At 61.8% G+C, this 21,088-nt stretch carries 17 protein-coding genes and 1 pseudogene; 8 read left to right on the forward strand and 10 right to left on the reverse strand.

Translation table 11 applies throughout. From position 1 onward, the window contains the following. The first annotated feature begins 7 nt into the window (after positions 1-7). The 7 genes from TU73_RS24380 (at position 8) to TU73_RS24410 (ending at position 10,473) form a co-directional block, all read left to right on the forward strand. Positions 8-1,579: an ABC transporter ATP-binding protein gene (locus TU73_RS24380; RefSeq protein ID WP_057014342.1), complete on the forward strand. Its 1,572-nt coding sequence runs from the start codon at positions 8-10 to the stop codon at positions 1,577-1,579. Between the two features lie 22 nt (positions 1,580-1,601). Next, positions 1,602-2,993, forward strand: a complete 1,392-nt coding sequence (locus TU73_RS24385; protein WP_057014343.1) for a sigma-54 interaction domain-containing protein — start codon at positions 1,602-1,604, stop codon at positions 2,991-2,993. Positions 2,994-3,287: 294 nt separating this feature from the next. Then, on the forward strand, positions 3,288-4,679 hold the full coding sequence (locus tag TU73_RS24390; protein WP_057014344.1) for a GntP family permease: 1,392 nt from the start codon (positions 3,288-3,290) through the stop codon (positions 4,677-4,679). Positions 4,680-4,686: 7 nt separating this feature from the next. Further along, on the forward strand, positions 4,687-5,460 hold the full coding sequence (locus tag TU73_RS24395; protein WP_057014345.1) for a 3-hydroxybutyrate dehydrogenase: 774 nt from the start codon (positions 4,687-4,689) through the stop codon (positions 5,458-5,460). Positions 5,461-5,521: 61 nt separating this feature from the next. Then, complete coding sequence (locus TU73_RS24400; RefSeq protein ID WP_057014346.1) at positions 5,522-7,477, forward strand: acetoacetate--CoA ligase; 1,956 nt, start codon at positions 5,522-5,524, stop codon at positions 7,475-7,477. Between the two features lie 139 nt (positions 7,478-7,616). Further along, complete coding sequence (locus tag TU73_RS24405) at positions 7,617-10,154, forward strand: PAS domain-containing hybrid sensor histidine kinase/response regulator (protein ID WP_057014347.1); 2,538 nt, start codon at positions 7,617-7,619, stop codon at positions 10,152-10,154. Between the two features lie 43 nt (positions 10,155-10,197). Beyond that, positions 10,198-10,473, forward strand: a complete 276-nt coding sequence (locus TU73_RS24410) for a peptidylprolyl isomerase (protein WP_003174397.1) — start codon at positions 10,198-10,200, stop codon at positions 10,471-10,473. 481 nt (positions 10,474-10,954) lie between these two features. On the opposite strand, the gene TU73_RS24415 is transcribed toward TU73_RS24410, so the two are convergent. The 8 genes from TU73_RS24415 to TU73_RS24450 form a co-directional block, all read right to left on the reverse strand. After that, positions 10,955-11,860, reverse strand: a complete 906-nt coding sequence (locus TU73_RS24415) for a sugar kinase (RefSeq protein WP_057014348.1) — start codon at positions 11,858-11,860, stop codon at positions 10,955-10,957. Positions 11,861-11,989: 129 nt separating this feature from the next. Beyond that, a complete protein-coding gene (locus TU73_RS24420; protein WP_057014349.1) occupies positions 11,990-13,198 on the reverse strand; it encodes an amino acid deaminase in 1,209 nt (402 codons plus the stop codon). 9 nt (positions 13,199-13,207) lie between these two features. Beyond that, entirely contained in the window at positions 13,208-13,972 is a 765-nt protein-coding gene (locus tag TU73_RS24425) for an IclR family transcriptional regulator (RefSeq protein WP_057014350.1), read from the reverse strand. 85 nt (positions 13,973-14,057) lie between these two features. Then, a complete protein-coding gene (locus tag TU73_RS24430) occupies positions 14,058-14,447 on the reverse strand; it encodes a RidA family protein (RefSeq protein WP_057014351.1) in 390 nt (129 codons plus the stop codon). Between the two features lie 15 nt (positions 14,448-14,462). Beyond that, positions 14,463-15,245 (reverse strand): amino acid ABC transporter ATP-binding protein, encoded by a 783-nt coding sequence (locus TU73_RS24435; protein ID WP_057014352.1) that lies wholly within the window; start codon positions 15,243-15,245, stop codon positions 14,463-14,465. Beyond that, complete coding sequence (locus TU73_RS24440) at positions 15,242-15,904, reverse strand: amino acid ABC transporter permease (RefSeq protein WP_057014353.1); 663 nt, start codon at positions 15,902-15,904, stop codon at positions 15,242-15,244. The genes TU73_RS24435 and TU73_RS24440 overlap by 4 nt, the downstream gene beginning before the upstream one ends. An 11-nt stretch (positions 15,905-15,915) precedes the next feature. Further along, a complete protein-coding gene (locus tag TU73_RS24445; RefSeq protein ID WP_057014354.1) occupies positions 15,916-16,578 on the reverse strand; it encodes an amino acid ABC transporter permease in 663 nt (220 codons plus the stop codon). 52 nt (positions 16,579-16,630) lie between these two features. After that, complete coding sequence (locus tag TU73_RS24450; protein ID WP_057014355.1) at positions 16,631-17,479, reverse strand: transporter substrate-binding protein; 849 nt, start codon at positions 17,477-17,479, stop codon at positions 16,631-16,633. A 320-nt stretch (positions 17,480-17,799) separates the two neighbouring features. On the opposite strand from TU73_RS24450, the pseudogene TU73_RS28700 reads away from it, so the two are divergent. Beyond that, a pseudogene (locus tag TU73_RS28700) lies at positions 17,800-18,087 on the forward strand (thioredoxin family protein); the annotation flags it as partial. 22 nt (positions 18,088-18,109) lie between these two features. Here TU73_RS28700 and TU73_RS24455 read toward each other — a convergent pair. Both TU73_RS24455 and TU73_RS24460 read right to left on the reverse strand, forming a co-directional pair. Continuing rightward, entirely contained in the window at positions 18,110-19,678 is a 1,569-nt protein-coding gene (locus tag TU73_RS24455; RefSeq protein ID WP_057014356.1) for a TerC family protein, read from the reverse strand. Between the two features lie 395 nt (positions 19,679-20,073). After that, the gene (locus TU73_RS24460) at positions 20,074-21,054 is read right to left on the reverse strand and encodes a sugar-binding transcriptional regulator (protein WP_005788844.1); all 981 of its coding nucleotides are present in this window, start codon (positions 21,052-21,054) and stop codon (positions 20,074-20,076) included. Between the last annotated feature and the right edge of the window lie 34 nt (positions 21,055-21,088).

Below are 21,088 nucleotides of genomic sequence, written 5' to 3' on the forward strand. Positions count from 1 at the left end.
ATTGCCTATGAACCTGATCGAAATCCGCGACCTGTGCGTCGCGTTCAGCGGCCAGACCGTGGTGCGCGACCTGAGCCTGGACGTGCGCCCCGGCGAGTGCCTGGCGCTGGTGGGGGAATCGGGCTCGGGCAAGTCGGTGACGGCCCATTCGATCCTGCAACTGCTGCCCGAAGCCGGCACATTGAGCACCGGCTCGGTGAAGTATCGTGGCCAGGAGCTGATGGGCGCGTCGCCGGCCGCCCTGCAAAAGCTGCGCGGCAACCGCATTGCGATGATCTTCCAGGAGCCGATGACCTCCTTGAATCCGCTGCACAGCATCGAAAAACAGATCGGCGAAACCCTGCTGCTGCACAAGGGCATGGGCGGCAAGGCGGCGCAGGCGCGCATCCTCGAACTGCTGGAACTGGTGGGCATCCAGAAGCCCCAGGAACGGCTCAAGGCCTACCCGCACCAGCTGTCCGGTGGCCAGCGCCAGCGGGTGATGATCGCCATGGCCCTGGCCTGCGAGCCGGAGCTGCTGATTGCCGACGAACCCACCACGGCGCTGGATGTGACCGTGCAGCGCAAGATCCTGCTGCTGCTCAAGTCCTTGCAGCAACGCCTGGGCATGTCGCTGCTGCTGATCAGCCATGACCTCAACCTGGTGCGCAGCATTGCCCAGCGTGTCTGCGTGATGCAGGCTGGGGAAATCGTCGAGCAGGCCGACTGCCAGACCCTGTTCACAGCCCCGCAGCACCCCTACAGCCGCCTGCTGCTGGACGCCGAGCCCACGGGCGATGCGCTGTGCGGTGACGAGCGCGAGACGGTGTTGCAGGTGGATGACCTGAGCGTGAAATTCCCCCTCGGCGGTGGATTGTTTCGGCGCAAGACCTACCTGCATGCGGTGGACGGCATCAGCCTCAGTGTGCAGCGCGGCAAGACCCTGGGGATTGTTGGCGAGTCCGGCTCCGGAAAGTCCACCCTGGGCCAGGCGATCCTGCGCTTGCTCGACTCCAGCGGCAGCATCCGCTTCCAGGGTGAGGCACTCGACCCACTTAACCATCAGCAGATGCGCCCATGGCGCAAGCAGATGCAGGTGGTGTTCCAGGACCCCTATGGCAGCCTAAGCCCACGCATGTCGGTGCAGCAGATCATCAGCGAGGGCCTGCAAGTGCATGCACCCTGCAGCCTGGCCGAGCGCGATGCGCAGGTGATCCAGGTGCTCAAGGACGTAGGCCTCGACCCCGCCAGCCGGCATCGCTACCCCCATGAATTCTCCGGCGGCCAGCGCCAGCGCATCGCCATCGCCCGCGCCCTGGTGCTCAAGCCAGCGCTGATGCTGCTCGACGAACCCACCTCGGCCCTGGACCGTACGGTGCAGAAACAAGTGGTGGCGCTGCTGCGTGAACTACAGCACAAATACGGCCTGACCTACCTGTTTATCAGCCATGACCTGGCCGTGGTCCGCGCCATGGCCCATGACCTGATCGTGGTCAAGGATGGCAAGGTGGTGGAATGCGGTGCCAGTCATGCTGTGTTTGAATCGCCCCAGCACCCCTACACCAAAGAACTGCTGGCTGCAGCGCACATCCCTTTGTAATGATCAACAGGATTCTGCCTCCATGAGCACCAGCCTCAAGGACTACCAACACGTTCGCGGCCTGGCCATCCAGTCGCTGTTCGAGATCATCGAGCAGTCCAGCGAAGGCACGGTCATTGTCGACCGCGATGCGAACATCGTGTGGATGAACGAGCGCTACGCCAGGCGTTTCGGCCTGCACAGCGCCGATGAAGCCATCGGCCAACCCTGCGAGCAGGTGATTTCCAACAGCCTGTTGCGCCAGGTGGTGCGCAACGACCGGCCGATCCTGCTGGATATCCAGGACACCCCCAAGGGCCCGTTGGTGGTGATGCGCCTGCCGATCCACGACGATGCCGGGGCGGTCATCGGCGCGATTGGGTTCGCGCTGTTCGATGAGCTGCGCAACCTGTCGCCGCTGATCGAGCGCTACCTGAGCATGCAGCAGGAGCTGGCCTCGACGCGCTCGCTGCTGCGGTCGCGGCAAAGCAAATACAACTTCGCGCACTTTATCGGCACCAGCGCCGCCAGCCTCGAGGTCAAGCGCCGGGCGCGGCGCAGTGCGAGCGCTGAGTCACCGGTGCTGCTGCTGGGGGAAACCGGCACCGGCAAGGAACTGCTCGCCCAGGCCATCCACGGCGCGTCACCACGGGCGCACAAAGCTTTCGTGAGTATCAACAGCGCGGCGATTCCCCATGACCTGCTCGAGGCCGAGTTCTTTGGCACCGCCCCCGGCGCGTTTACCGGCGCCGACCGCAAGGGCCGCCCCGGCAAGTTCCAGATCGCCCAGGGCGGCACACTGTTCCTCGACGAAATCGGCGACATGCCGCTGCCGCTGCAAAGCAAACTGCTGCGGGTACTGCAGGAAAAGGAATTCGAGCCGGTGGGCTCCAACGAGATGCTGCACAGCGATGTGCGGGTGATTGCTGCCACGTCCATGGACCTGGAAGCCGCGATCAAGCGCGGCGAGTTTCGTGCGGATTTGTACTACCGCCTCAATGTACTGCCTATTCAAGTGCCGCCGTTGCGCGAGCGCCTGGAAGATATACCGGCCCTGAGCGAGGCGATCCTCGAAGAGCTGCGCAGCCAGCATGAGCTTGATCGTGAGGCCTTGGCGTTGCTGGCCCAGCATGCGTGGCCCGGGAATATCCGCGAACTGCGCAATGTGTTGGAGCGTGCAGCGTTGTTGAGTGACGACCTGGTATTGAACGCCAGTGAGATTCGCGCAGCGATTGGCACGTTCAGCCCGGTGGCCCGTGGCGCGGTGGCGGCGGTCGAGGGTGAAACTTTCACGGTGGCGCGAGAGCGGTTTGATCGCCAGGTGATTGCGGGGGCGCTCAAGGCCTGTGACGGGAATGTGGTGGAGGCGGCCAAGCGGTTGGGGCTTGGGCGGTCGACGTTGTATAAAAAAATGCTGGCGCTTGGACTAACCTAGTCTCAAAAAAGAGACGCCATTCCCAATATCAAGACATTCTTATGTGGGAGCTGGCTTGCCTGCGATAGCGGTCTAACAGTGCCCTACAAGCCAGCTGAACCACCGCTATCGCAGGCAAGCCAGCTCCCACAAGGATCTCCACTCGTCTCTGGATTGAGACTGCCGTCTCGAAAATCACTCTAAATCCACAATAAATCAATACATATCAACAAGTTATAAATCTGGCACGCATCTCGCTATAGCTCCCTCCCACAGCCTCACCCCACAACAATAACAATCCGATGGAGACACACCATGAGTGTGATCATTGCCCTGGCCGCGCTCGCGCTGCTGATGCTGGCGGCCTACCGCGGCTATAGCGTCATCCTGTTTGCCCCCATTGCCGCCCTTGGGGCGGTGTTGCTCACCGACCCCTCCGCCGTCGCCCCTGCTTTCACCGGGGTGTTCATGGAAAAGATGGTGGGCTTTATCAAGCTGTATTTCCCGGTGTTCCTGCTTGGCGCGGTGTTCGGCAAGCTGATCGAGTTGTCGGGTTTCTCACGTTCCATCGTCGCCGCTGCGATCCGCTTGCTTGGCACGCGCCAAGCGATGCTGGTCATCGTGTTGGTCTGCGCCCTGCTCACCTACGGCGGCGTATCGCTGTTTGTGGTGGTGTTTGCGGTGTACCCGTTCGCGGCGGAGATGTTCCGCCAGAGCAATATCCCCAAGCGCCTGATCCCGGCGACCATCGCCCTTGGCGCGTTCTCGTTCACCATGGACGCCCTGCCCGGCACGCCGCAGATCCAGAACATCATCCCCAGCACCTTCTTCAACACCACCGCCTGGGCCGCACCGTGGCTGGGGTTGATCGGCACGATCTTCGTATTCTGCGCCGGCATGCTCTACCTGGCGCGCCAGCGCAACAAGGCCCAGCGAGCCGGCGAAGGCTATGGCACCGAGCTGCGTAATGAGCCAGAAACTGCTGAGAACCTCACCTTGCCCAACCCATGGGTCGCGCTGTCACCGCTGATCCTGGTCGGGGTTATGAACCTGTTGTTTACCCACTGGATCCCGCAATGGTACGGCAAGACCCACAGCCTCAGCCTGCCGGGCATGAGCACGCCGGTAACCACCGAAATTGCCAAGCTCACCGCCATCTGGGCGGTACAGGCGGCATTGCTGGTGGGGATTATCGTGGTGCTGGTGTTCGGCTTCTCCGCAATCAAAAGCAAGCTGGCCGAAGGCAGCAAGAGCGCGGTGAGCGGTGCGTTGCTCGCCGCCATGAACACCGCATCGGAATACGGCTTTGGTGCGGTGATCGCTTCGCTGCCGGGCTTTCTGGTACTGGCGGACTGGCTCAAGGGCATCCCCAACCCGCTGGTCAACGAAGCGATTACCGTGACCCTGCTGGCCGGCATCACCGGTTCCGCCTCCGGCGGCATGAGCATCGCCCTGGCGGCAATGTCCGAGAGCTTTATTTCGGCGGCCTACGCGGCCAATATCCCCCTTGAAGTGCTGCACCGGGTCGCGGCCATGGCCAGCGGCGGCATGGACACCCTGCCCCACAACGGCGCGGTGATTACCCTGCTGGCGGTCACCGGGTTGACCCACCGCGAGGCCTACAAGGACATTTTCGGCATCACCATCATCAAGACCCTCGCGGTGTTCGTGGTGATCGGTACTTTCTACGCCACTGGCATTGTGTGAGGTTTTCATGACGACTTTGAATGGCAAGACCGCCCTGGTCACCGGCTCCACCAGCGGCATCGGCTTAGGCATAGCCCTGAGCCTGGCCAAGGCCGGTGCCAACCTGATCCTCAATGGCTTCGGCGACGCCAGCGCGGTGATCGCCCAGGTGCAGGCGTTTGGCGGCAAGGTCGGGCACCACCCGGCAGACGTCAGCGACCCGGCGCAGATTGCCGACATGTTCGCCTACGCCGAGCGCGAATTCGGCGGCGTCGACATTCTGGTCAACAACGCCGGCATCCAGCATGTGGCGGCGGTGGAAGACTTTCCGGTGGAACGCTGGGATTCGATCATCGCCATCAACCTGTCCTCGGTGTTCCACAGCACACGCCTGGGCTTGCCGGGCATGAAGGCCAAGGGCTGGGGGCGCATCGTCAACATCGCCTCGGTGCACGGCCAGGTCGGCTCAGTGGGCAAGGCCGCGTATGTGGCGGCCAAGCATGGGGTGATTGGCCTGACCAAGGTGGTGGGTTTGGAGACCGCCACCAGCAATGTGACCTGCAACGCCATCTGCCCGGGCTGGGTGCTGACGCCGTTGGTGCAGAAGCAGATTGACGATCGGGTGGCCACGGGGGTCGACCCGCAACAGGCGCAGCAGGACTTACTGGCTGAAAAACAGCCGTCGCTGGAGTTCGTCACGCCGTCGCAACTGGGCGAGCTGGTGTTGTTCCTGTGCAGCGAGGCCGGCAGCCAGGTACGTGGCGCCGCGTGGAATATCGACGGCGGCTGGCTGGCCCAGTAACCCCCTCTCACATTGGGACCCTATTGTTTGGAAGACCGATACTAGAACAAGAGATTTCGCTATGTCCGACATCCTCTGGCAACCCTCCCCCGAACGCATCGCCAACACGCGAATGGACCAGTTCCGGCGCTTTATCAACGATCGCCACGACCTGCAGCTGGGTGACTACCCCGCCCTGCACCAATGGAGCATCGACCAGCGCCCGGACTTCTGGCAGGCGATTGTCGCGTTCTTCGACGTGCAATTTCGCAGCCCACCCACCACGGCCCTGGTCGAGGGCGCTGAAATGCCCAGTGCCCAGTGGTTCCCCGGCGCCACCCTGAACTTTGCCGAACACCTGTTACGCCGCCGCGACGATCACCCCGCCGTGGTGGCGATCAGCGAGGACGGCCAGCGCGAACAACTGAGCTATGCCGAACTGGCCGCCCACGTCGCTGGCCTGCAACGCAGCCTGCGGGCGGCAGGTGTGGGCATCGGCGACCGGGTGGCGGCGTGCATGCCCAACACCTGGCAAACCCTGGCGGGCATGCTGGCTACCACCAGCCTTGGTGCAATTTGGTCATGCTCCTCGCCGGACTTCGGCACCCAGGGCGTGATCGACCGATTCGGCCAGATCGAACCCAAGGTGCTGATCACCTGCGCCGGCTACCGCTATGCCGGCAAGGCCATCGACCAGAGCGCCAAGCTCAATGAAATCCTCGAACGCCTGCCGTCCCTGCAACAGTTGATCATCGTGCCCTACGCCCAACCCCAGGCGCAGGTCGGGGACTACCGCACTCGAGCCCGGGTCGCGCTGTGGAACGACTTCTACCAAGCCGGTGGCGAGCCTGATTTTGTCGCGGTGCCGTTCGATCACCCGCTGTATATCCTTTACTCCAGCGGCACCACCGGCGTGCCCAAGTGCATCATCCATGGTACCGGCGGCGTGCTGCTCACCCACCTCAAGGAACACGGCCTGCATGCCGACCTCGGCCGCGAGGACTGCCTGTTCTACTACACCACCTGCGGCTGGATGATGTGGAACTGGCTGGTGTCGGTGCTGGCGCTCGGTGCCACCGCGGTGCTGTACGACGGCTCACCGTTTCATCCCGGCCCTGAGCGCTTGATCGACCTGATCGATGCGGAAAAAATCAGTGTGTTCGGCACCAGCCCCAAGTTCCTTGCCACGTTGGAGAAAGCCGGGTTGCAACCGCGCCTGAGCCACGACCTGGGCAGCCTCAAGGGCCTGATTTCCACCGGCTCGCCGCTGTCGCCCCAGAGCTACGACTATGTGTATCGCGAGATCAAGGCCCAGTTGTGCCTGTCGTCGATGTCCGGCGGCACCGATATCGTCTCCTGCTTTGTGATCGGCAACCCGGTGTTGCCGGTACGGCGCGGTGAGATGCAGTGCAAGAGCCTGGCGATGGCCATTGAAGTGTGGGACGACCAGGGCCGGCCCTTGGTCGCAGAGAAAGGCGAACTGGTGTGCACCCGGCACTTCCCCGCCATGCCCATCGGGTTGTGGAACGACCCGCAACAGACCAAGCTGGGCGCCTCGTATTTCAGCCAGTTCCCCGGTGTATGGGCCCAGGGTGACTATGCCGAGCAACGGGCCAATGGCAGCCTATTGATTCATGGGCGTTCGGACGCTGTGCTCAACCCCGGTGGCGTGCGCATCGGCACCGCCGAGATTTATCGCCAGGTGGAAAAACTCCCCCAGGTGCTGGAAAGCCTCGCCATCGGCCAGCGGTGGCAGCACGATGTGCGCGTGGTGCTGTTTGTGCGTCTCGATGACGGAGTGGAACTGGATGAAGCGCTGCAGCAGCAGATTCGCCAGGTGATCCGCGCCAATACCACGCCGCGCCACGTACCGGCCAAGATCCTTGCTGTCACGGATATCCCCCGCACCATCAGCGGCAAGATCGTTGAATTGGCCGTGCGCAATGTGGTGCACGGTGAGCCGGTGAAGAACACCGATGCCTTGGCCAACCCCCAGGCGCTGGAGCAATTTCGTAATCGAGCTGAACTGGATTATTAGATGAAAGGTTTCAGCGCTGACGCAGCGTTTTGAAGAAAAACCCTCACCGCATGCTATTTTTCGGGGGTAGTCACCTGCTGTTATCCCTTGGGACAATGGGTGTTGTCATATTTCAAAGCGTCATGCTCAGGGCTTTTTCATGAATGGAACATCCACCGGTAGCGAAGCCGCTGCATTGATCAAGCGGCTGGACTGGGCACAAAGCCCTCTCGGTGAGGTCACTGATTGGCCGCAGAGCCTGCGCACCGCCGTCGATATCGTCGTGCATTCGCCGATGCCGATGGTGCTGCTGTGGGGCCCGCAACTCACTCAACTCTACAACGACGCCTTTGCCCTGCTGGTGGGCAACAAGCACCCCGGCGCCCTTGGCCAGCCGGCGCACCATACCTGGCCGGAGCTGGAAAGCTTCGCCGGGCCGGTCTACGACGCGGTCCTCAGCGGCCAGGTGCGCACCTTCAGCGAGCAGCGCTTCGTGGTGCAACGCCAGGGCCGCGACACCGACATCTGGCTCGACTTGACCTACAGCCCGGTGCGCGATGAAAGCGGCCTGGTGGCCGGTATCCTGGTCACCGCCATCGAAACCAACGAGCGGCGCAGCAAAGCCCTCGAACTGCAGCAGCGCTCCGAAGAGAGCCTCAAGGCCCAGCACAGTACCGAGCAGCGCCTGCAACTGGCCCTGGCGGCAACCGATGCGGTAGGCACCTGGGATTGGGATATCGGTGAAGACCGCTTTATCGCCGACGCCCATTTCGCCCACCTGCATGGCGTCGACCCCAATGACGCGGGCCTGTTGCCCATCAGCGCCTACCTGCAAGGCGTGCACCCCGAAGACCGTGGCATGGTGGCGCGCAGCATCAAGCATTGCATCACCTTCGGCACTGAATACGCCGAGGAATACCGCCTGCTGCAAGCCGACGGCCAAGTGCGCTGGGTGTTCGCTCGTGGCCGCTGCTACAAGGATCAGCAGGGCCGCCCAGCGCGGTTCCTCGGCGCCGCGCTGGACCTCACCGAGCGCAAGCACACCGAACAGGCCCTGCGTCAAAGCCAGACCGAGCTGCAACTGATCATCAACGCCATGCCGGTGCTGATCGGTTATGTCGACCATGAGCAGCGCTTTCGCTTGAACAACAGCGCCTACCTCGACTGGTACGGCATGACCCCCCAGGAGCTGTACGGCAAGTCCATCCGCGAAGTCCTCGGCGACGAGGTGTATGCCGGGCGCGCGGACAAGATCGAAGCCGCCCTCAACGGCAAGGCGTGCAGCTTCATGACCATCACGCCGCATCGCGACGGTCGCCCGCGCCACGCGCTGATGAAGTACCTGCCGCGCTTCAGCAACGACGGCTCGGTCAATGGCTTCTACATCTTTGTGATCGACGAGACCGAACGCAAACTCACCGAAGAAGCCCTGCGCCATCTCAACGAGAACCTCGAAGAACGCGTGGCCCAGCGCACCCAGGCCCTGGCCGAAGCCAACCAGCGCCTGCAAAACGAGATGTTCGAGCGCGAGCGCGCCGAAGATGCCTTGCGTCACGCGCAAAAGATGGAAGCGGTGGGCCAGCTCACTGGCGGCATCGCCCATGACTTCAACAATATGCTCACCGGCATCATCGGCAGTCTCGACCTGATGCAACGCTATATCGCTGCCGGACGCAGCGACGATATCGGCCGCTTTGCCGATGCCGCCGTCGCCTCCGCCCACCGTGCCGCGGCCCTCACCCACCGCCTGCTGGCGTTCTCGCGGCGCCAGTCGCTGGACCGGCGCCCCACCGATCCCAACCAGTTGGTGGCGTCCCTGGAAGACCTGTTCCAGCGCACCAAGGGCGCGCATATCACGCTTAATGTGCAATTGGGCAAGGACATCTGGCCAGTGAACACCGACGCCAGCCAACTGGAAAACGCCCTGCTCAACCTGGTGATCAACGCCCGCGATGCCATGCCCGATGGCGGTGAGTTGCTGATCGAAACCGCCAACAGCTATTTGGACGGCACCGACATCACCACCCTGGAACCTGTCAAGGCCGGCGACTATGTGATGCTCGGCGTGAGCGACAATGGCAGCGGCATGGCGCCGAAAATTCTCGCCAAGGCCTTCGATCCATTCTTCACCACCAAGCCCATCGGCCAAGGCACTGGCCTCGGGTTGTCGATGATTTATGGCTTTGCCCAGCAGTCCGGAGGCCATGTGACCATCCAGAGCGAACCGGGCCAGGGCACCTGTGTGCGCCTGTACCTGCCACGCCTGTATGGCACCGCGCTGGAAAACAACCTGCCCGCCAGCCTGGCCGAAGCCCCCGTGGCCCAAGCCGGTGAAGCAGTGGTGGTGGTCGAGGACGACCCGGCGGTGCGCATGCTGGTGGTCAACGTGCTCAACGAGCTGGGCTATACCGCCCACCAGGCGGCGGATGCCCGCGCGGCGCTGCCGCTGCTGGAGTCGGATCTGCGCGTCGACCTGCTGGTGACCGACGTCGGTCTGCCTGGCATGAACGGTCGGCAACTGGCAGAAATCGCCCGCCAGCATCGCCCGGGCCTGCGGGTGTTGTTCATGACCGGTTATGCCGAGAAAGCCGCCGAACGCCAAGGCTTCCTGGAAGACGGCATGGGCATGGTGGCCAAGCCGTTTTCCATCGACCTGCTGGCCACCAAAATCCGCGGCATGCTCGGCGTCGAGGCATGAGTTCAGGCATAATCGCGCGCCGTCGCACTGCTGGTAGAGACCAATGAAAGCCCAAGCCCGTCATATCCTGGTGAAAACCAGCGAAGAAGCCGAACAACTCAAGCAGCGCATTGCCAAGGGCGAAGCCTTTGATGTGCTGGCCAAGAAGTACTCCACCTGCCCGTCGGGCAAGCGCGGCGGCGACCTCGGTGAAGTGCGGCCCGGGCAGATGGTGGGGGCGATTGATGCGGTGATCTTCAAGAAGCCGGTGAAGGTGGTGCACGGGCCGATCAAGAGCAAGTTCGGGTATCACCTGGTGCAGGTGTTTTACCGCGACTGATGGGTTGCCTTTTAGCCCTCATCGGGGCATAGGTATCTACACAACTCTGTAGCGCTCAACGGTAACCACGATGCGAAGCGAGCCGCTCTTGATCTTGATCTCAGGCGCCCCGTTAAACCACGCTGGCCGGAATTCGACAGGGATGGATATGTACCCGGTATAGCTGTGTCGCCTGTCAGGCCGCCTTCGCGAGCAAGCCCGCTCCCACAGTTTGATTGCGGGGTGTCAGGTAGATTGGCATCGGCTGGCAGGCCGTCATCGCAGGCAAGCCAGCTCCCACATTTGGATCGCGGTGCGTCAGCTAGATCAGCGTCGGCTGTCAGCCCGTCACGGGAGCAAGCTCCCTCGCCACAGATTTAGCCTCGTGCCGAAGTTGTGTAGATACCTATGCTCATCGGGGGCAAGCCCCCTCCCACACTTGATGTGTGAATACATCAAAATGTGGGAGGGGGCTTGCCCCCGATCCGCCACAGGCGGCCATTCACCTCGGTATCAAAGCCCCCGACACCTGAATCACCCGACTCGCCAGCCGATGCCCTGCCATGGCAGCCTCTTGCGGCGACTCACCTCTAAGTCGACCGGCCAGATACGCCGCACTGAACGAATCCCCCGCCGCCGTGGTATCCACCACCTTCTCCACCTTCAACGCTGGCACTGCAAAGCGCACCCCCGCACAACGAATCAGACAGGCATCCGCCCCACGCTTGAGCACCACCTCTGCAATCGATGGATACGCCGCAAACACCTGCTCGCTGTCTTGATAGCCAAACAAGGCGCGCTCGTCGTCCTCGGTCAACAAGGCGATATCCACCTCAGCCAACACCGTGCGATAAGCCTCACGGGCCGCTGCCAGATCGGCCCACAACCGTGGTCGGTAATTGTTATCGAACACCACCCTGCCGCCACGACGGCGGATTTGCACCAGGGTTTGCAGCAGGCGCTCGCGCCCCACTGCTCCCAGCACCGCCAGGGTAATGCCGCTGAAATACACCACGTCATAACCCGATAACGCCGCCAGTATCGGCTCGGCCGCCGGCGTGGTGAAGCAGTCACGCACCGCCGCTTCGTTGCGCCAATAGAGAAATTTGCGCTCGCCATTGGCGTCAGTCTGAATGCAGTACAAACCCGGCAGGCGTCCGGGCAGGCGCTGGACCATGCCCAGGCCGAGGCCCTCTTCGTGCCATTGCTGGCACATGGCATCGCTGAAACTGTCATCGCCCAAGGCGGTGACGTAGTCGACGCTGCCGACCTCGCCCAGTTCGCGGCGCAGGTACACCGCCGTGTTCAGGGTGTCGCCGCCGAAGCTCTGATGCAGGCTGCCGTCGGCGCGGTGTTGCAGTTCGATCATGCATTCGCCGATGAGGGCGATGCGGAGGTGGGTGTTCATGGCAGAGTTCTCAGGTGTGCTGGAGGGGCCCATCGCGGGCAAGCCCGGCTCCCACATTCGACTGCATTTCTTCAGTTAAAACGCGGTCAACTGTGGGAGCTGGCTTGCCTGCGATAGCCGCGACGCGGTCTAGAAGCAGGTACGCAGAGACTCAACCACCTGCAACTGCTCATCCACCAGGCACCCCACCTGCCATTTATCAAAGGTCAGGCAAGGATGGGACGTACCAAACGAAATGATGTCGCCAATACGCAATTCAACCCCCGGTGCCACGGCCATGAACGCATGCTGATCCATCACCGCCGTGACCTTGCAGGCACTCACATCATCGCCTTGTGCCGGCACAATCCCGGCCTTGTAGCGCTTGAGCGGCACCGGCAGACCGGCGTCATAGGCCACGTCGCGCTTGCCCAGGGCAACCACCGCAAAGCCCGGCTCCGGCAGCGACTGCACATGGGCCCAGACTTCCAGCGCCGGGCGCAGGCCTTCGTCGAGGTCGCTGCGGCGCTCGAGCACACAACACTGGGCTTCTTTGTAGATGCCATGGTCGTGGGCTACATAGCTGCCGGGGCGCAACACACTGAGGAAACGCCCGGCGGCATTCTGCGCTTCGAACGACTCGGCGATCAGGTCGTACCAGGCCGAGCCCGAGGCCGTGACGATCGGCTTGGGCAGGTCGAACAGGCCGTTGTCTTGCAAGTCCACCGCCAGGCGCACCAGGCTGGCGGCGAAGTCACGAATGCCGGTGATGGCATGCTCACCGTGGATCACCCCTTCGTAACCTTCGATACCGGTCAGGGCCAGCGCGGGCTGGGCCTTGATTGCCTTGGCCAGCTCGCGCACCTCCTGCTCGCTGCGGCAACCGCAACGGCCGCCGACCACGCCGTACTCGATCATCACGTTCAGGCGCAGGCCACGGGCGGCGAAGAACAGTCCCAGGTCGGCGACGTTATCCGGATGATCGACCATGCAATGGAAATCGAAATCCTTGTCGGCCAGCAGCTCAGCGATCAACGCCATGTTCGGCGCGCCCACCAGTTGGTTGGCCATCAGCACGCGACGCACGCCACCGGCGTAGGCAGCGCGGGTCTGCACGGCGCTGGCCAGGGTGATACCCCAGGCGCCGGCGCTGAGCTGGCGCTGGAACAGCGCGGGCATCATGCTGGTCTTGCCGTGGGGCGCCAGCTCGGCACCACTGCGGCTGACAAAATCCTGCATCCAGCGAATGTTATGTTCCAGGGCGTCGCGGTGCAGCACCAGGGCCGGCAGGCTAACGTCGCGGACCAAGTGGGCACCGATAGCGGCGGCGCCTTTTTCAACGGCATTGAGGGCAGACATGGAAAACTCCTATTCGTTGATACGCCGGGCCAGGCTGTTGGCGCTGTCGATCAGCACTCGGCGATAGTCATGGTAGTTTTTGCTGGCATCGGCCCGGGGGGCGACGATGCACAAAGTCGCGATGCTGACGCCCTGGGCATCCCGCACCGGAGCGGCAAAGCAATGGGTAAAGGTGTCGGCCACACTGTCGAAGGAAAAAAAGCCATCGAGGGTGGCCTGGCGGATCTGTGCCAGGAAGATGTGCAACGGCAGGCGCTGGCCGTCCGGCAGGATGAAATCGTCGGGGTCGATCAGGTCGATGATCTGCTGGTCGCTTAAATGCCCGAGCAGCAGGCGCCCGGAAGCGGTCCACGGGATCGGTGCGTTTTCACCGATATCCGAAGAAATCCTGAAATGCCGCTGGCCCTCGCGCATCAAGGCCACCGTGTATTTGCGCCCATTGAGCAGGCACATCTGCGCGGTTTCGTGGGTCTGGCTGACGATATCCTGCAAGGCATGGTCGGCCTCGCGGGTCAGGTCGAAGTGGCGCAGGTGCGCCTGGCCGAGGAAATACAACTGGCGGCCCAGATACACGTGGCCGTCCTTGCCTACGGTTTCCAGGATGCGCCGCTCCAGCAGGGACGCGACCAGCTCGTAAACCGTGGACTTGGGGCTGCCGATGCCGCTGGCAATATCATTCGGGCGCAGGGGTTGGCCGATCTCCTTGAGAAAATCGAGGATATCGAACGCACGGTCCAGGCCTTTGGCGCGGCGCTTGATGGTGTCTTCGGTCATGGTAGTACTCGGTCCCGTTAAAATTCCAGGGTCTGGCAAGACCCCTCCCACAGTTGTCTTGCCGTGGTCTTTAGAGTGGGGGGATTTAGGCCTTTTTCTTGTAGGCCACGCAATCGATCTCGACCTTGCAATCGACCATCATATTGGCCTGCACGCAGGCCCGCGCCGGGGCGTGTTCCGGGGTGAAGTATTCGCCGAAGACCTTGTTGAAACTCCAGAAGTCCCGTGGGTCTTCCAGCCACACACCCACGCGCACCACATCTTTGAGTTCGTAGCCGGCCTCTTCGAGGATCGCCACCACGTTGCGCATGGTCTGGCGGGTCTGCTCGATGATGCCGCCGCTGATGATTTCGCCGTCCACGGCGGGCACCTGGCCTGACACATACAGCCAGCCATCGGCCTCCACCGCACGGGCGAAGGGACGTGGCTGGCCGCCACCTGCAGTGCTGCCGGTACCGTAACGAGTAATGCTCATGAAAGTTGCTCCTTGTTAAAAACGAATGTTCTTGAGAAATTCCGCCAGTCGCGGCGACTGCGGCCGTTCGAAAATGTCTTTGGCGCTGCCCTGCTCTTCAATGCGGCCCTGGTTCATGAAGACGATCTGGTCCGAGACTTCATAGGCAAAGCGCATTTCGTGGGTGACCAGCAACATGGTCATGCCCTCTTCCGCCAGGCCCTTGATCACGCTGAGCACTTCGCCCACCAGTTCCGGGTCGAGGGCCGAGGTGACTTCGTCGAACAGCATCAGGCTGGGGTTCATGGCAATAGCCCGGGCAATCGCCACGCGCTGTTGCTGGCCGCCGGACAATTGGCCCGGGAAGTGGTTACGGCGCTCCAGCAGGCCGACGCGGTCCAGCCATTTCTCGGCCAGCGCCACGGCTTCATCCTTGCCCATCTTCTTGACCTTGAGCAAGCCGAGGGTGACGTTTTGCAGCGCGGTCAGATGCGGGAACAGATTGAATTGCTGGAACGCCATGCCGGTCATTGCGCGGTGCCGGGCAATCACCCGCTCCGGATGGCGCACGCGCTTGCCGCCGACCTCGCGGTAGCCGATGGACTCGCCATCCAGGGTGATCTGCCCGCCCTGGAACTCTTCCAGCAAGTTCACGCAGCGCAGCAAGGTGGTCTTGCCCGAGCCGCTGGAGCCGATCAAGGTCACCACATTGCCGCGCTGCATGGACAGGTCCACGCCCTTGAGCACTTCCACCTCGCCGTATTGTTTACGCAGCCCGCGAATAGCCAGCAGCGGTTGGTTGGTTTGAGCTTGGTTCATGGCAAGGCCACCCGCTTTTCAATGTAGCGCCCGAATAATTCAATGGCGTAGTTGATGACAAAGAACAGAAACCCGGCGAACAGGTAGAACTCCAGGGTCATGAAGGTGCGTGCGATCACCTGCTGGGTACTGAGCAGCAATTCAGCCACGCCGATCACCGACAGCAAGGTCGAGGCCTTGACGATTTCCGTGGAGGAATTGACCCAGGTCGGCAGGATCTGCCGCAGCGCCTGGGGCAACAGCACGTAGCCCAGGGACTGGTAAAACGTCAGGCCAATCGCCTTGCCTGCTTCCAGCTGCCCACGGGGAATGGCTTGCAGCGCGCCACGCACGATTTCCGACACATGGGAGCCACAGAACAACGTGAGCCCAACCGCACCGGCCTGGAATGCGCTGATGTGCCAGCCCAGGGCCGGCAGCATGTAGAAACACGCCAGCACCAGTACAAACACCGGTGTGCCCCGGATCAAATCGACGTACAGGCGAAACGGCGCGCGCATCCAGAACTTGCCGTAGGTCAGGATCAACCCGGCGACTATGCCGATCAGGGTGCCAAAGATAATCGCCAGGGTCGACACGTACACGCTGGCCTGGAAACCGGCCCAGAGCGTATCGCGGGCGACCCATAATTCATGCAGCCAACTGGGGGATTCGTACATGGAAACCCTCCTTAACGACGGATCGCCAGGCGCTGTTCCAGATAACGGAGCAGCATGGCAATGAGGTAACAGGCAGCCACGTAGAGCGCGGTCGTGACCAGCCAGGTTTCAATCACCCGGTAGCTTTCGACGTTGATCTTGCGGGCGTAATAGGTCAGTTCCGGCACCGCAATCGCCGCGGCCAGGGAGGTGTCCTTGAACAGCGAGATAAAGTTGTTCGACAGCGCCGGCAATACATTGCGCAGCATCACCGGCACGGTGATATAGGCGCGGATCCGCCACTCGCCAAGTCCGATGGCCAGGCCGGCTTCCCGCAGGCCCTTGGGAATATTCAGCAGCCCGGCGCGGAACACTTCGGTCAGGTAGGCACCGGCGTAGAGCGACAGGGTGATGATGAACGAGGGGATCTTGCCCAGGCGGATCCCCAGGGACGGCAAGGCAAAGTAGATCAACAGGATCAGCACCAGAATCGGCGTATTGCGCACCACCGTCACGTACACCGAGGCCAGGATGCGCAACGCCCGGTGCCGGGACAGCATGGCAAACGCCATCAGCAGGCCGATCACGCAGCCGATGGCAATCGACAGCAAGGCCAGCTGCAGGCCCAGGCCGAGCCCCGCCAGCAAGGTGTCGAAATCACGCCAGACGGCGGCAAAATTCAACTGATAGTTCATGGTCAGCAGTACCTGAGTGGGGCGTGTTCAGGCGCGCCCCTATTGTTGCGGATCACTTGAATTCCACGGGAAAACCAATCGCCGGCTCTGGCAGGTCCACGCCAAACCACTGCTTGAACGAGGCTTTGTAGGTGGGGAATTCCACACCGGTCATGGCTTCGTGCAGCGCGGTGTTGACGAAATTGAGCCAGTCCTGGTCGCCGCGCTTGACCGCGCACGCATAGGTTTGCGGGCTCCAGGCATAGGTGGGGCTGCGGTAGCGGCCAGGGTTCTGCACCATCAGGTATTTGACCGAGGACTGATCGGTGGCGGCGGCATCGGCGCGACCGGAGTTCACGGCCTGGTACATCAGGTCGACGCTGTCGTACTGGTCGACCTTGGCCTTGGGCAGCGCCTGGTGCACCAGCTCTTCGGCATACACGTTTTGCAGCACAGCCACGGTGACGTCATCGCCCGCCGCCTGCAGGTCTTCGATTTCCTTGTACTTGCTGTTGTTCGGCAGCAACAGGCCGACACCTTCGCGGTAGTACGGCAGGGTGAAGGCCACTTGCTGCGCACGGCTGGCAGTGACGGTGATGAACTGGCAGCTCATATCGACCTTGTCGGTGAGCAGGTTGGGAATGCGTGCGTCGGACGACTGCACCACAAACTCGACCTTGCTCGGGTCATTGAACAAACCCTTGGCCACCATGCGGCCGATGTCGATATCGAACCCCTGCAACTTGCCATCCGCTCCCTGGAAGTGCCACGGCGCATTGGTACTGCCTGTACCCACGATGAGATGCCCGCGCTTGAGCACGTCATCGAGCTTGCTGTCCGCCGCGTGCACAACGCTGGCGAGGGAAGCCGATGCGGCGAAGAGAAGAACACACGCTTTGAACAGGGAAGGTCGGTGATGCATGACAAGCACTCCAAGGGTTGTGTATTCCGCTATACCGGAACCAAGTATGTAACAACGGAATAGACAGCAGAAAGTGTGCCATAGGCGCAGGAGTAAAACTATGCGGGGCAGAAATGCCTTATGGGTCAGCGAGATAGTGATCGAACAGATAGACGGCGTTACGCCATCAGCGCAGTCGTCTTGCTACGCAAGGCCCCACACCGGTGTTACTGCGCACCGATACTGAGCGTCTGGGCTGACCTGTGAAAGTTGACAGTAGACGTGGGTAATCCACGGGCATAGCGTCAGCAAAAACCGCCACGGCCTGAGGAGAGATCGTCATGGGAATTGTCACGCGAAAAATTTCCAGCGCCACGGAATTCCAATGGGTTCTGAACACGCCGCGCCCCGTGTTCCTTCTTTTTGTTTCAGAGCACTGCCCCGCCTGCGCGGGTGCAGGACCCCTCTTCGAGCTGGCCGCCTGGAGGCATCCATGGATAGTCAGCCTGGTGCTCGATTGCGCACACACGCCGAGGCACCCTGACGTAACAGGCACCCCGACGCTGCTGATCTACTTGAAGGGCGCCCTGGTAGAAAAATTCAAAGGCTTCGGCCCCATGGAAGAACAAGAGCAGTTTGTGCAGGACATCTTCAGCCGCTATGAGCTGCGCAAGGGCACAAATGCACTTGCGTCACCCGACGCTCCTCCACCTGCACCACCGTCAAGCGCCAGCCCTGGTGCTCAAGGCTATCGCCCACCACCGGCAGACGGTCGAGCAGGCTCATCACCAAACCGGCCAAGGTTTGATAATCCTCGGTCGCCGCAGCCTTGAAGCCGGTGCGCTGACTGATCTGGTTCAGGTTAAAGGCCCCATTGGCACGGAAACCATCGACCTCCTCGATAATGTCCGGCCCCTCTATTTCACTGGCGTCGGGCAGTTCACCGGCGATGGATTCGAGGATGTCGGTCATGCTCAACACGCCCATGAAATCCCCGAACTCGTTGATCACGAAGGCGATGTGAGTGGATTCCTGACGCATCTGTTCCAGGGCATTGAGGATCGAAAAGCTCTCCAGCAGATTGATCGCCCGGCGCGCCAGGTGTTCCAGGTTCGGCTCGTTACCGGCCAGGTATTCCTTGAGCAGCTCCTTCTTGTGCACAAAGCCCAGGGGTTCATCCACCGCGCCATTGCGGATCAACGGCAGGCGCGAGTAGGACGAATGCATCAACTTCAGGCGGATAGTCTCGGAATCGTCCGCCAGGTCGATGCAGTCAACCTTGGCCCGAGGCGTCATCAAGGAGCGAATCGGCCGCTCGGCCAGTTGCAGCACACCGCTGATCATCACCCGCTCACGTCGGTCAAACAGCGGCCCCTGGCTGGCATCCGGCTCGCCCAGCAGGTCGGCAACCTCTTCGCCCACCTCTTCCACCGCCAGGCTGCGGCCACCCAACAAGCGCATCACTGCATGGGCGGTACGCTCACGCACCGGCAGCACACCCTGCGCCGACTTCTTGCGCCGCGACCGGGCGATCTGGTTGAACAGCTCGATCAGAATCGAGAAGCCAATGGCCGCGTATAGGTAGCCCTTCGGAATATGGAAGCCCAAGCCTTCGGCGGTCAGGGCGAAACCGATCATCATCAAGAAGCCCAGGCACAGCATGATCACCGTGGGGTGCGCGTTAACGAAGCGGGTCAACGGCTTGCTCGCCACGATCATCAAGCCGATGGAGACGATCACCGCGATCATCATCACCGCCAGTTCGTCCACCATGCCTACGGCGGTAATCACCGCGTCGAGGGAGAACACCGCGTCGAGCACCACGATCTGCGCGACGATCGGCCAGAACATGGCGTAGGCCACGCTGCCCTTGTGCTGGGCCACATGGCCTTCCAGGCGTTCATGCAATTCCATGGTGGCCTTGAACAACAGGAACACACCACCAAACAGCATGATCAGGTCGCGACCGGAGAAGCTCTTGTCGAACACCTCGAACAGCGGCTGGGTGAGGGTCACCAACCAGGAAATACTCGCCAACAGGCCCAGGCGCATCAGCAAGGCCAGGGACAAACCGATCAACCGCGCGCGGTCACGCTGTTCCGGCGGCAACTTGTCCGCCAGGATCGCGATAAACACCAGGTTGTCGATACCCAGCACCAGTTCCAGCACAATCAAGGTCGCAAGGCCGAGCCAGGCCGTTGGATCCGCTAACCATTCCATTTATAAAGTCTCTGTCTTTAAAGTGTTCAGAACGCCGGGCACGGCAAAGTGCGGTCATACGACCGGGACAAGGTTAGTTGACGGAAGACGGGGTGCTTCAGCGGGAACAGCGACAGCGGTTGTCTTGGGGAAAGACGACTGGGAGGCTCCGAGAGGGTGTTCATGCAAGTCCTGAAATGACAAAAGGACTTGAATCCTACATTTGAAATACGAATTTCCCACAACGCAAAACTATTACAAAACCTGTAAACCTCTATCAGAAGCACAGTAACTTTTGTGGGAGCTGGCTTGCCTGCGATGCAGGCACCTCGGTGCATCAGCTAGACCGGGTCGATGCAATCGCGGGCAAGCCAGCTCCCACAGAAAGCCTGCCCGCCTGCCAGATAGACGACTCATCAGGATTTACGGGTAGCATCATCCAGCGCCAGGATGGTGTGGGCATTGGTGACGGTTGTCGCAAGGGTATTGATAACCCCCGAGCGCAACGCCCCCAGCGTCGCCGCCGCCTTGGTGTTCTCACTGGCAATCGCCACCACGTCAGGGATACGGAACAACTCCTGCACCGTCAACCCGATCACCCGGCCCTGGATGGCGTTGACTGCAGGCTGGCCGTGAATGTCGATAAAGTCATAGCCCATCATGTCCCCCACGGTGCCGGATAACCGCGCCTGGGCGATCTCCTGGGGCGAGAACCAGCCCATGCGCACCATGTTGCTGTTCTCGCTCATGTCACCGATGCCGATCAGGGCAATATCGGCTCGCCGTGCACGGTCGAGGGTGGAGCGCACTGTGTCGTTATTGATCAGCACCCCACGCAGTTCCGGGTTGGCCACCAGCGCCGGGGCGTACAGGCTTTCGCTCTCGCCACCAAAGCGCAGGGCCAGGCGCCGGCAGATATGGTCGGGATTCATGTACTCGCCGGCCTTGAGCGAACCGCCAATGGCACACACAAACGTGCAGTTGCGCGTCACCGGCAGGAAGACGTTGTCGGCCACTGCGCCGACGTTACGCCCCATGCCCACCGCGACGATCATGCCGTCACCGAGGGTCTTGTTCAGGTAGTTGGCCACCAGGCTGGCGACCGCCGAGCGCTGGGTGTCGGGGTCGCTGTGGTCGACCGCGATCAAGGCGCGGTCAAGCTTGAAGCGCTCCACCAGCGCCCTCTCCAACTCGTTATTCATCGCCGGGTGCTGCAATACGCGCACCTCGACAATGCCTTCATCCCGCGCCCGCTTGAGCAGGCGACTGACTTTTGCCCGCGACAGGTCGAAGCGCTTGGCGATGGCCTCCTGAGTGACGTTCTCAAGGTAATAGAGCATCGCCACTTCGGTCATCTGATCGATATCACTGGCCATGCGCTGGGTACTGTCACTCATGGGGACGGGCTTCCGTTTCGGCGTCAAAGGCGCA

This window comes from Pseudomonas libanensis (genome assembly GCF_001439685.1).
Taxonomy (GTDB): domain Bacteria; phylum Pseudomonadota; class Gammaproteobacteria; order Pseudomonadales; family Pseudomonadaceae; genus Aquipseudomonas; species Aquipseudomonas libanensis.

Coding starts and splice junctions, on each gene's coding strand:
- TU73_RS24380 (WP_057014342.1), top strand. CDS start 8: ATGAACCTGATCGAAATCCGCGACCTGTGCGTCGCGTTCAGCGGCCAG.
- TU73_RS24385 (WP_057014343.1), top strand. CDS start 1,602: ATGAGCACCAGCCTCAAGGACTACCAACACGTTCGCGGCCTGGCCATC.
- TU73_RS24390 (WP_057014344.1), top strand. CDS start 3,288: ATGAGTGTGATCATTGCCCTGGCCGCGCTCGCGCTGCTGATGCTGGCG.
- TU73_RS24395 (WP_057014345.1), top strand. CDS start 4,687: ATGACGACTTTGAATGGCAAGACCGCCCTGGTCACCGGCTCCACCAGC.
- TU73_RS24400 (WP_057014346.1), top strand. CDS start 5,522: ATGTCCGACATCCTCTGGCAACCCTCCCCCGAACGCATCGCCAACACG.
- TU73_RS24405 (WP_057014347.1), top strand. CDS start 7,617: ATGAATGGAACATCCACCGGTAGCGAAGCCGCTGCATTGATCAAGCGG.
- TU73_RS24410 (WP_003174397.1), top strand. CDS start 10,198: ATGAAAGCCCAAGCCCGTCATATCCTGGTGAAAACCAGCGAAGAAGCC.
- TU73_RS24415 (WP_057014348.1), bottom strand. CDS start 11,860: ATGAACACCCACCTCCGCATCGCCCTCATCGGCGAATGCATGATCGAA.
- TU73_RS24420 (WP_057014349.1), bottom strand. CDS start 13,198: ATGTCTGCCCTCAATGCCGTTGAAAAAGGCGCCGCCGCTATCGGTGCC.
- TU73_RS24425 (WP_057014350.1), bottom strand. CDS start 13,972: ATGACCGAAGACACCATCAAGCGCCGCGCCAAAGGCCTGGACCGTGCG.
- TU73_RS24430 (WP_057014351.1), bottom strand. CDS start 14,447: ATGAGCATTACTCGTTACGGTACCGGCAGCACTGCAGGTGGCGGCCAG.
- TU73_RS24435 (WP_057014352.1), bottom strand. CDS start 15,245: ATGAACCAAGCTCAAACCAACCAACCGCTGCTGGCTATTCGCGGGCTG.
- TU73_RS24440 (WP_057014353.1), bottom strand. CDS start 15,904: ATGTACGAATCCCCCAGTTGGCTGCATGAATTATGGGTCGCCCGCGAT.
- TU73_RS24445 (WP_057014354.1), bottom strand. CDS start 16,578: ATGAACTATCAGTTGAATTTTGCCGCCGTCTGGCGTGATTTCGACACC.
- TU73_RS24450 (WP_057014355.1), bottom strand. CDS start 17,479: ATGCATCACCGACCTTCCCTGTTCAAAGCGTGTGTTCTTCTCTTCGCC.
- TU73_RS24455 (WP_057014356.1), bottom strand. CDS start 19,678: ATGGAATGGTTAGCGGATCCAACGGCCTGGCTCGGCCTTGCGACCTTG.
- TU73_RS24460 (WP_005788844.1), bottom strand. CDS start 21,054: ATGAGTGACAGTACCCAGCGCATGGCCAGTGATATCGATCAGATGACC.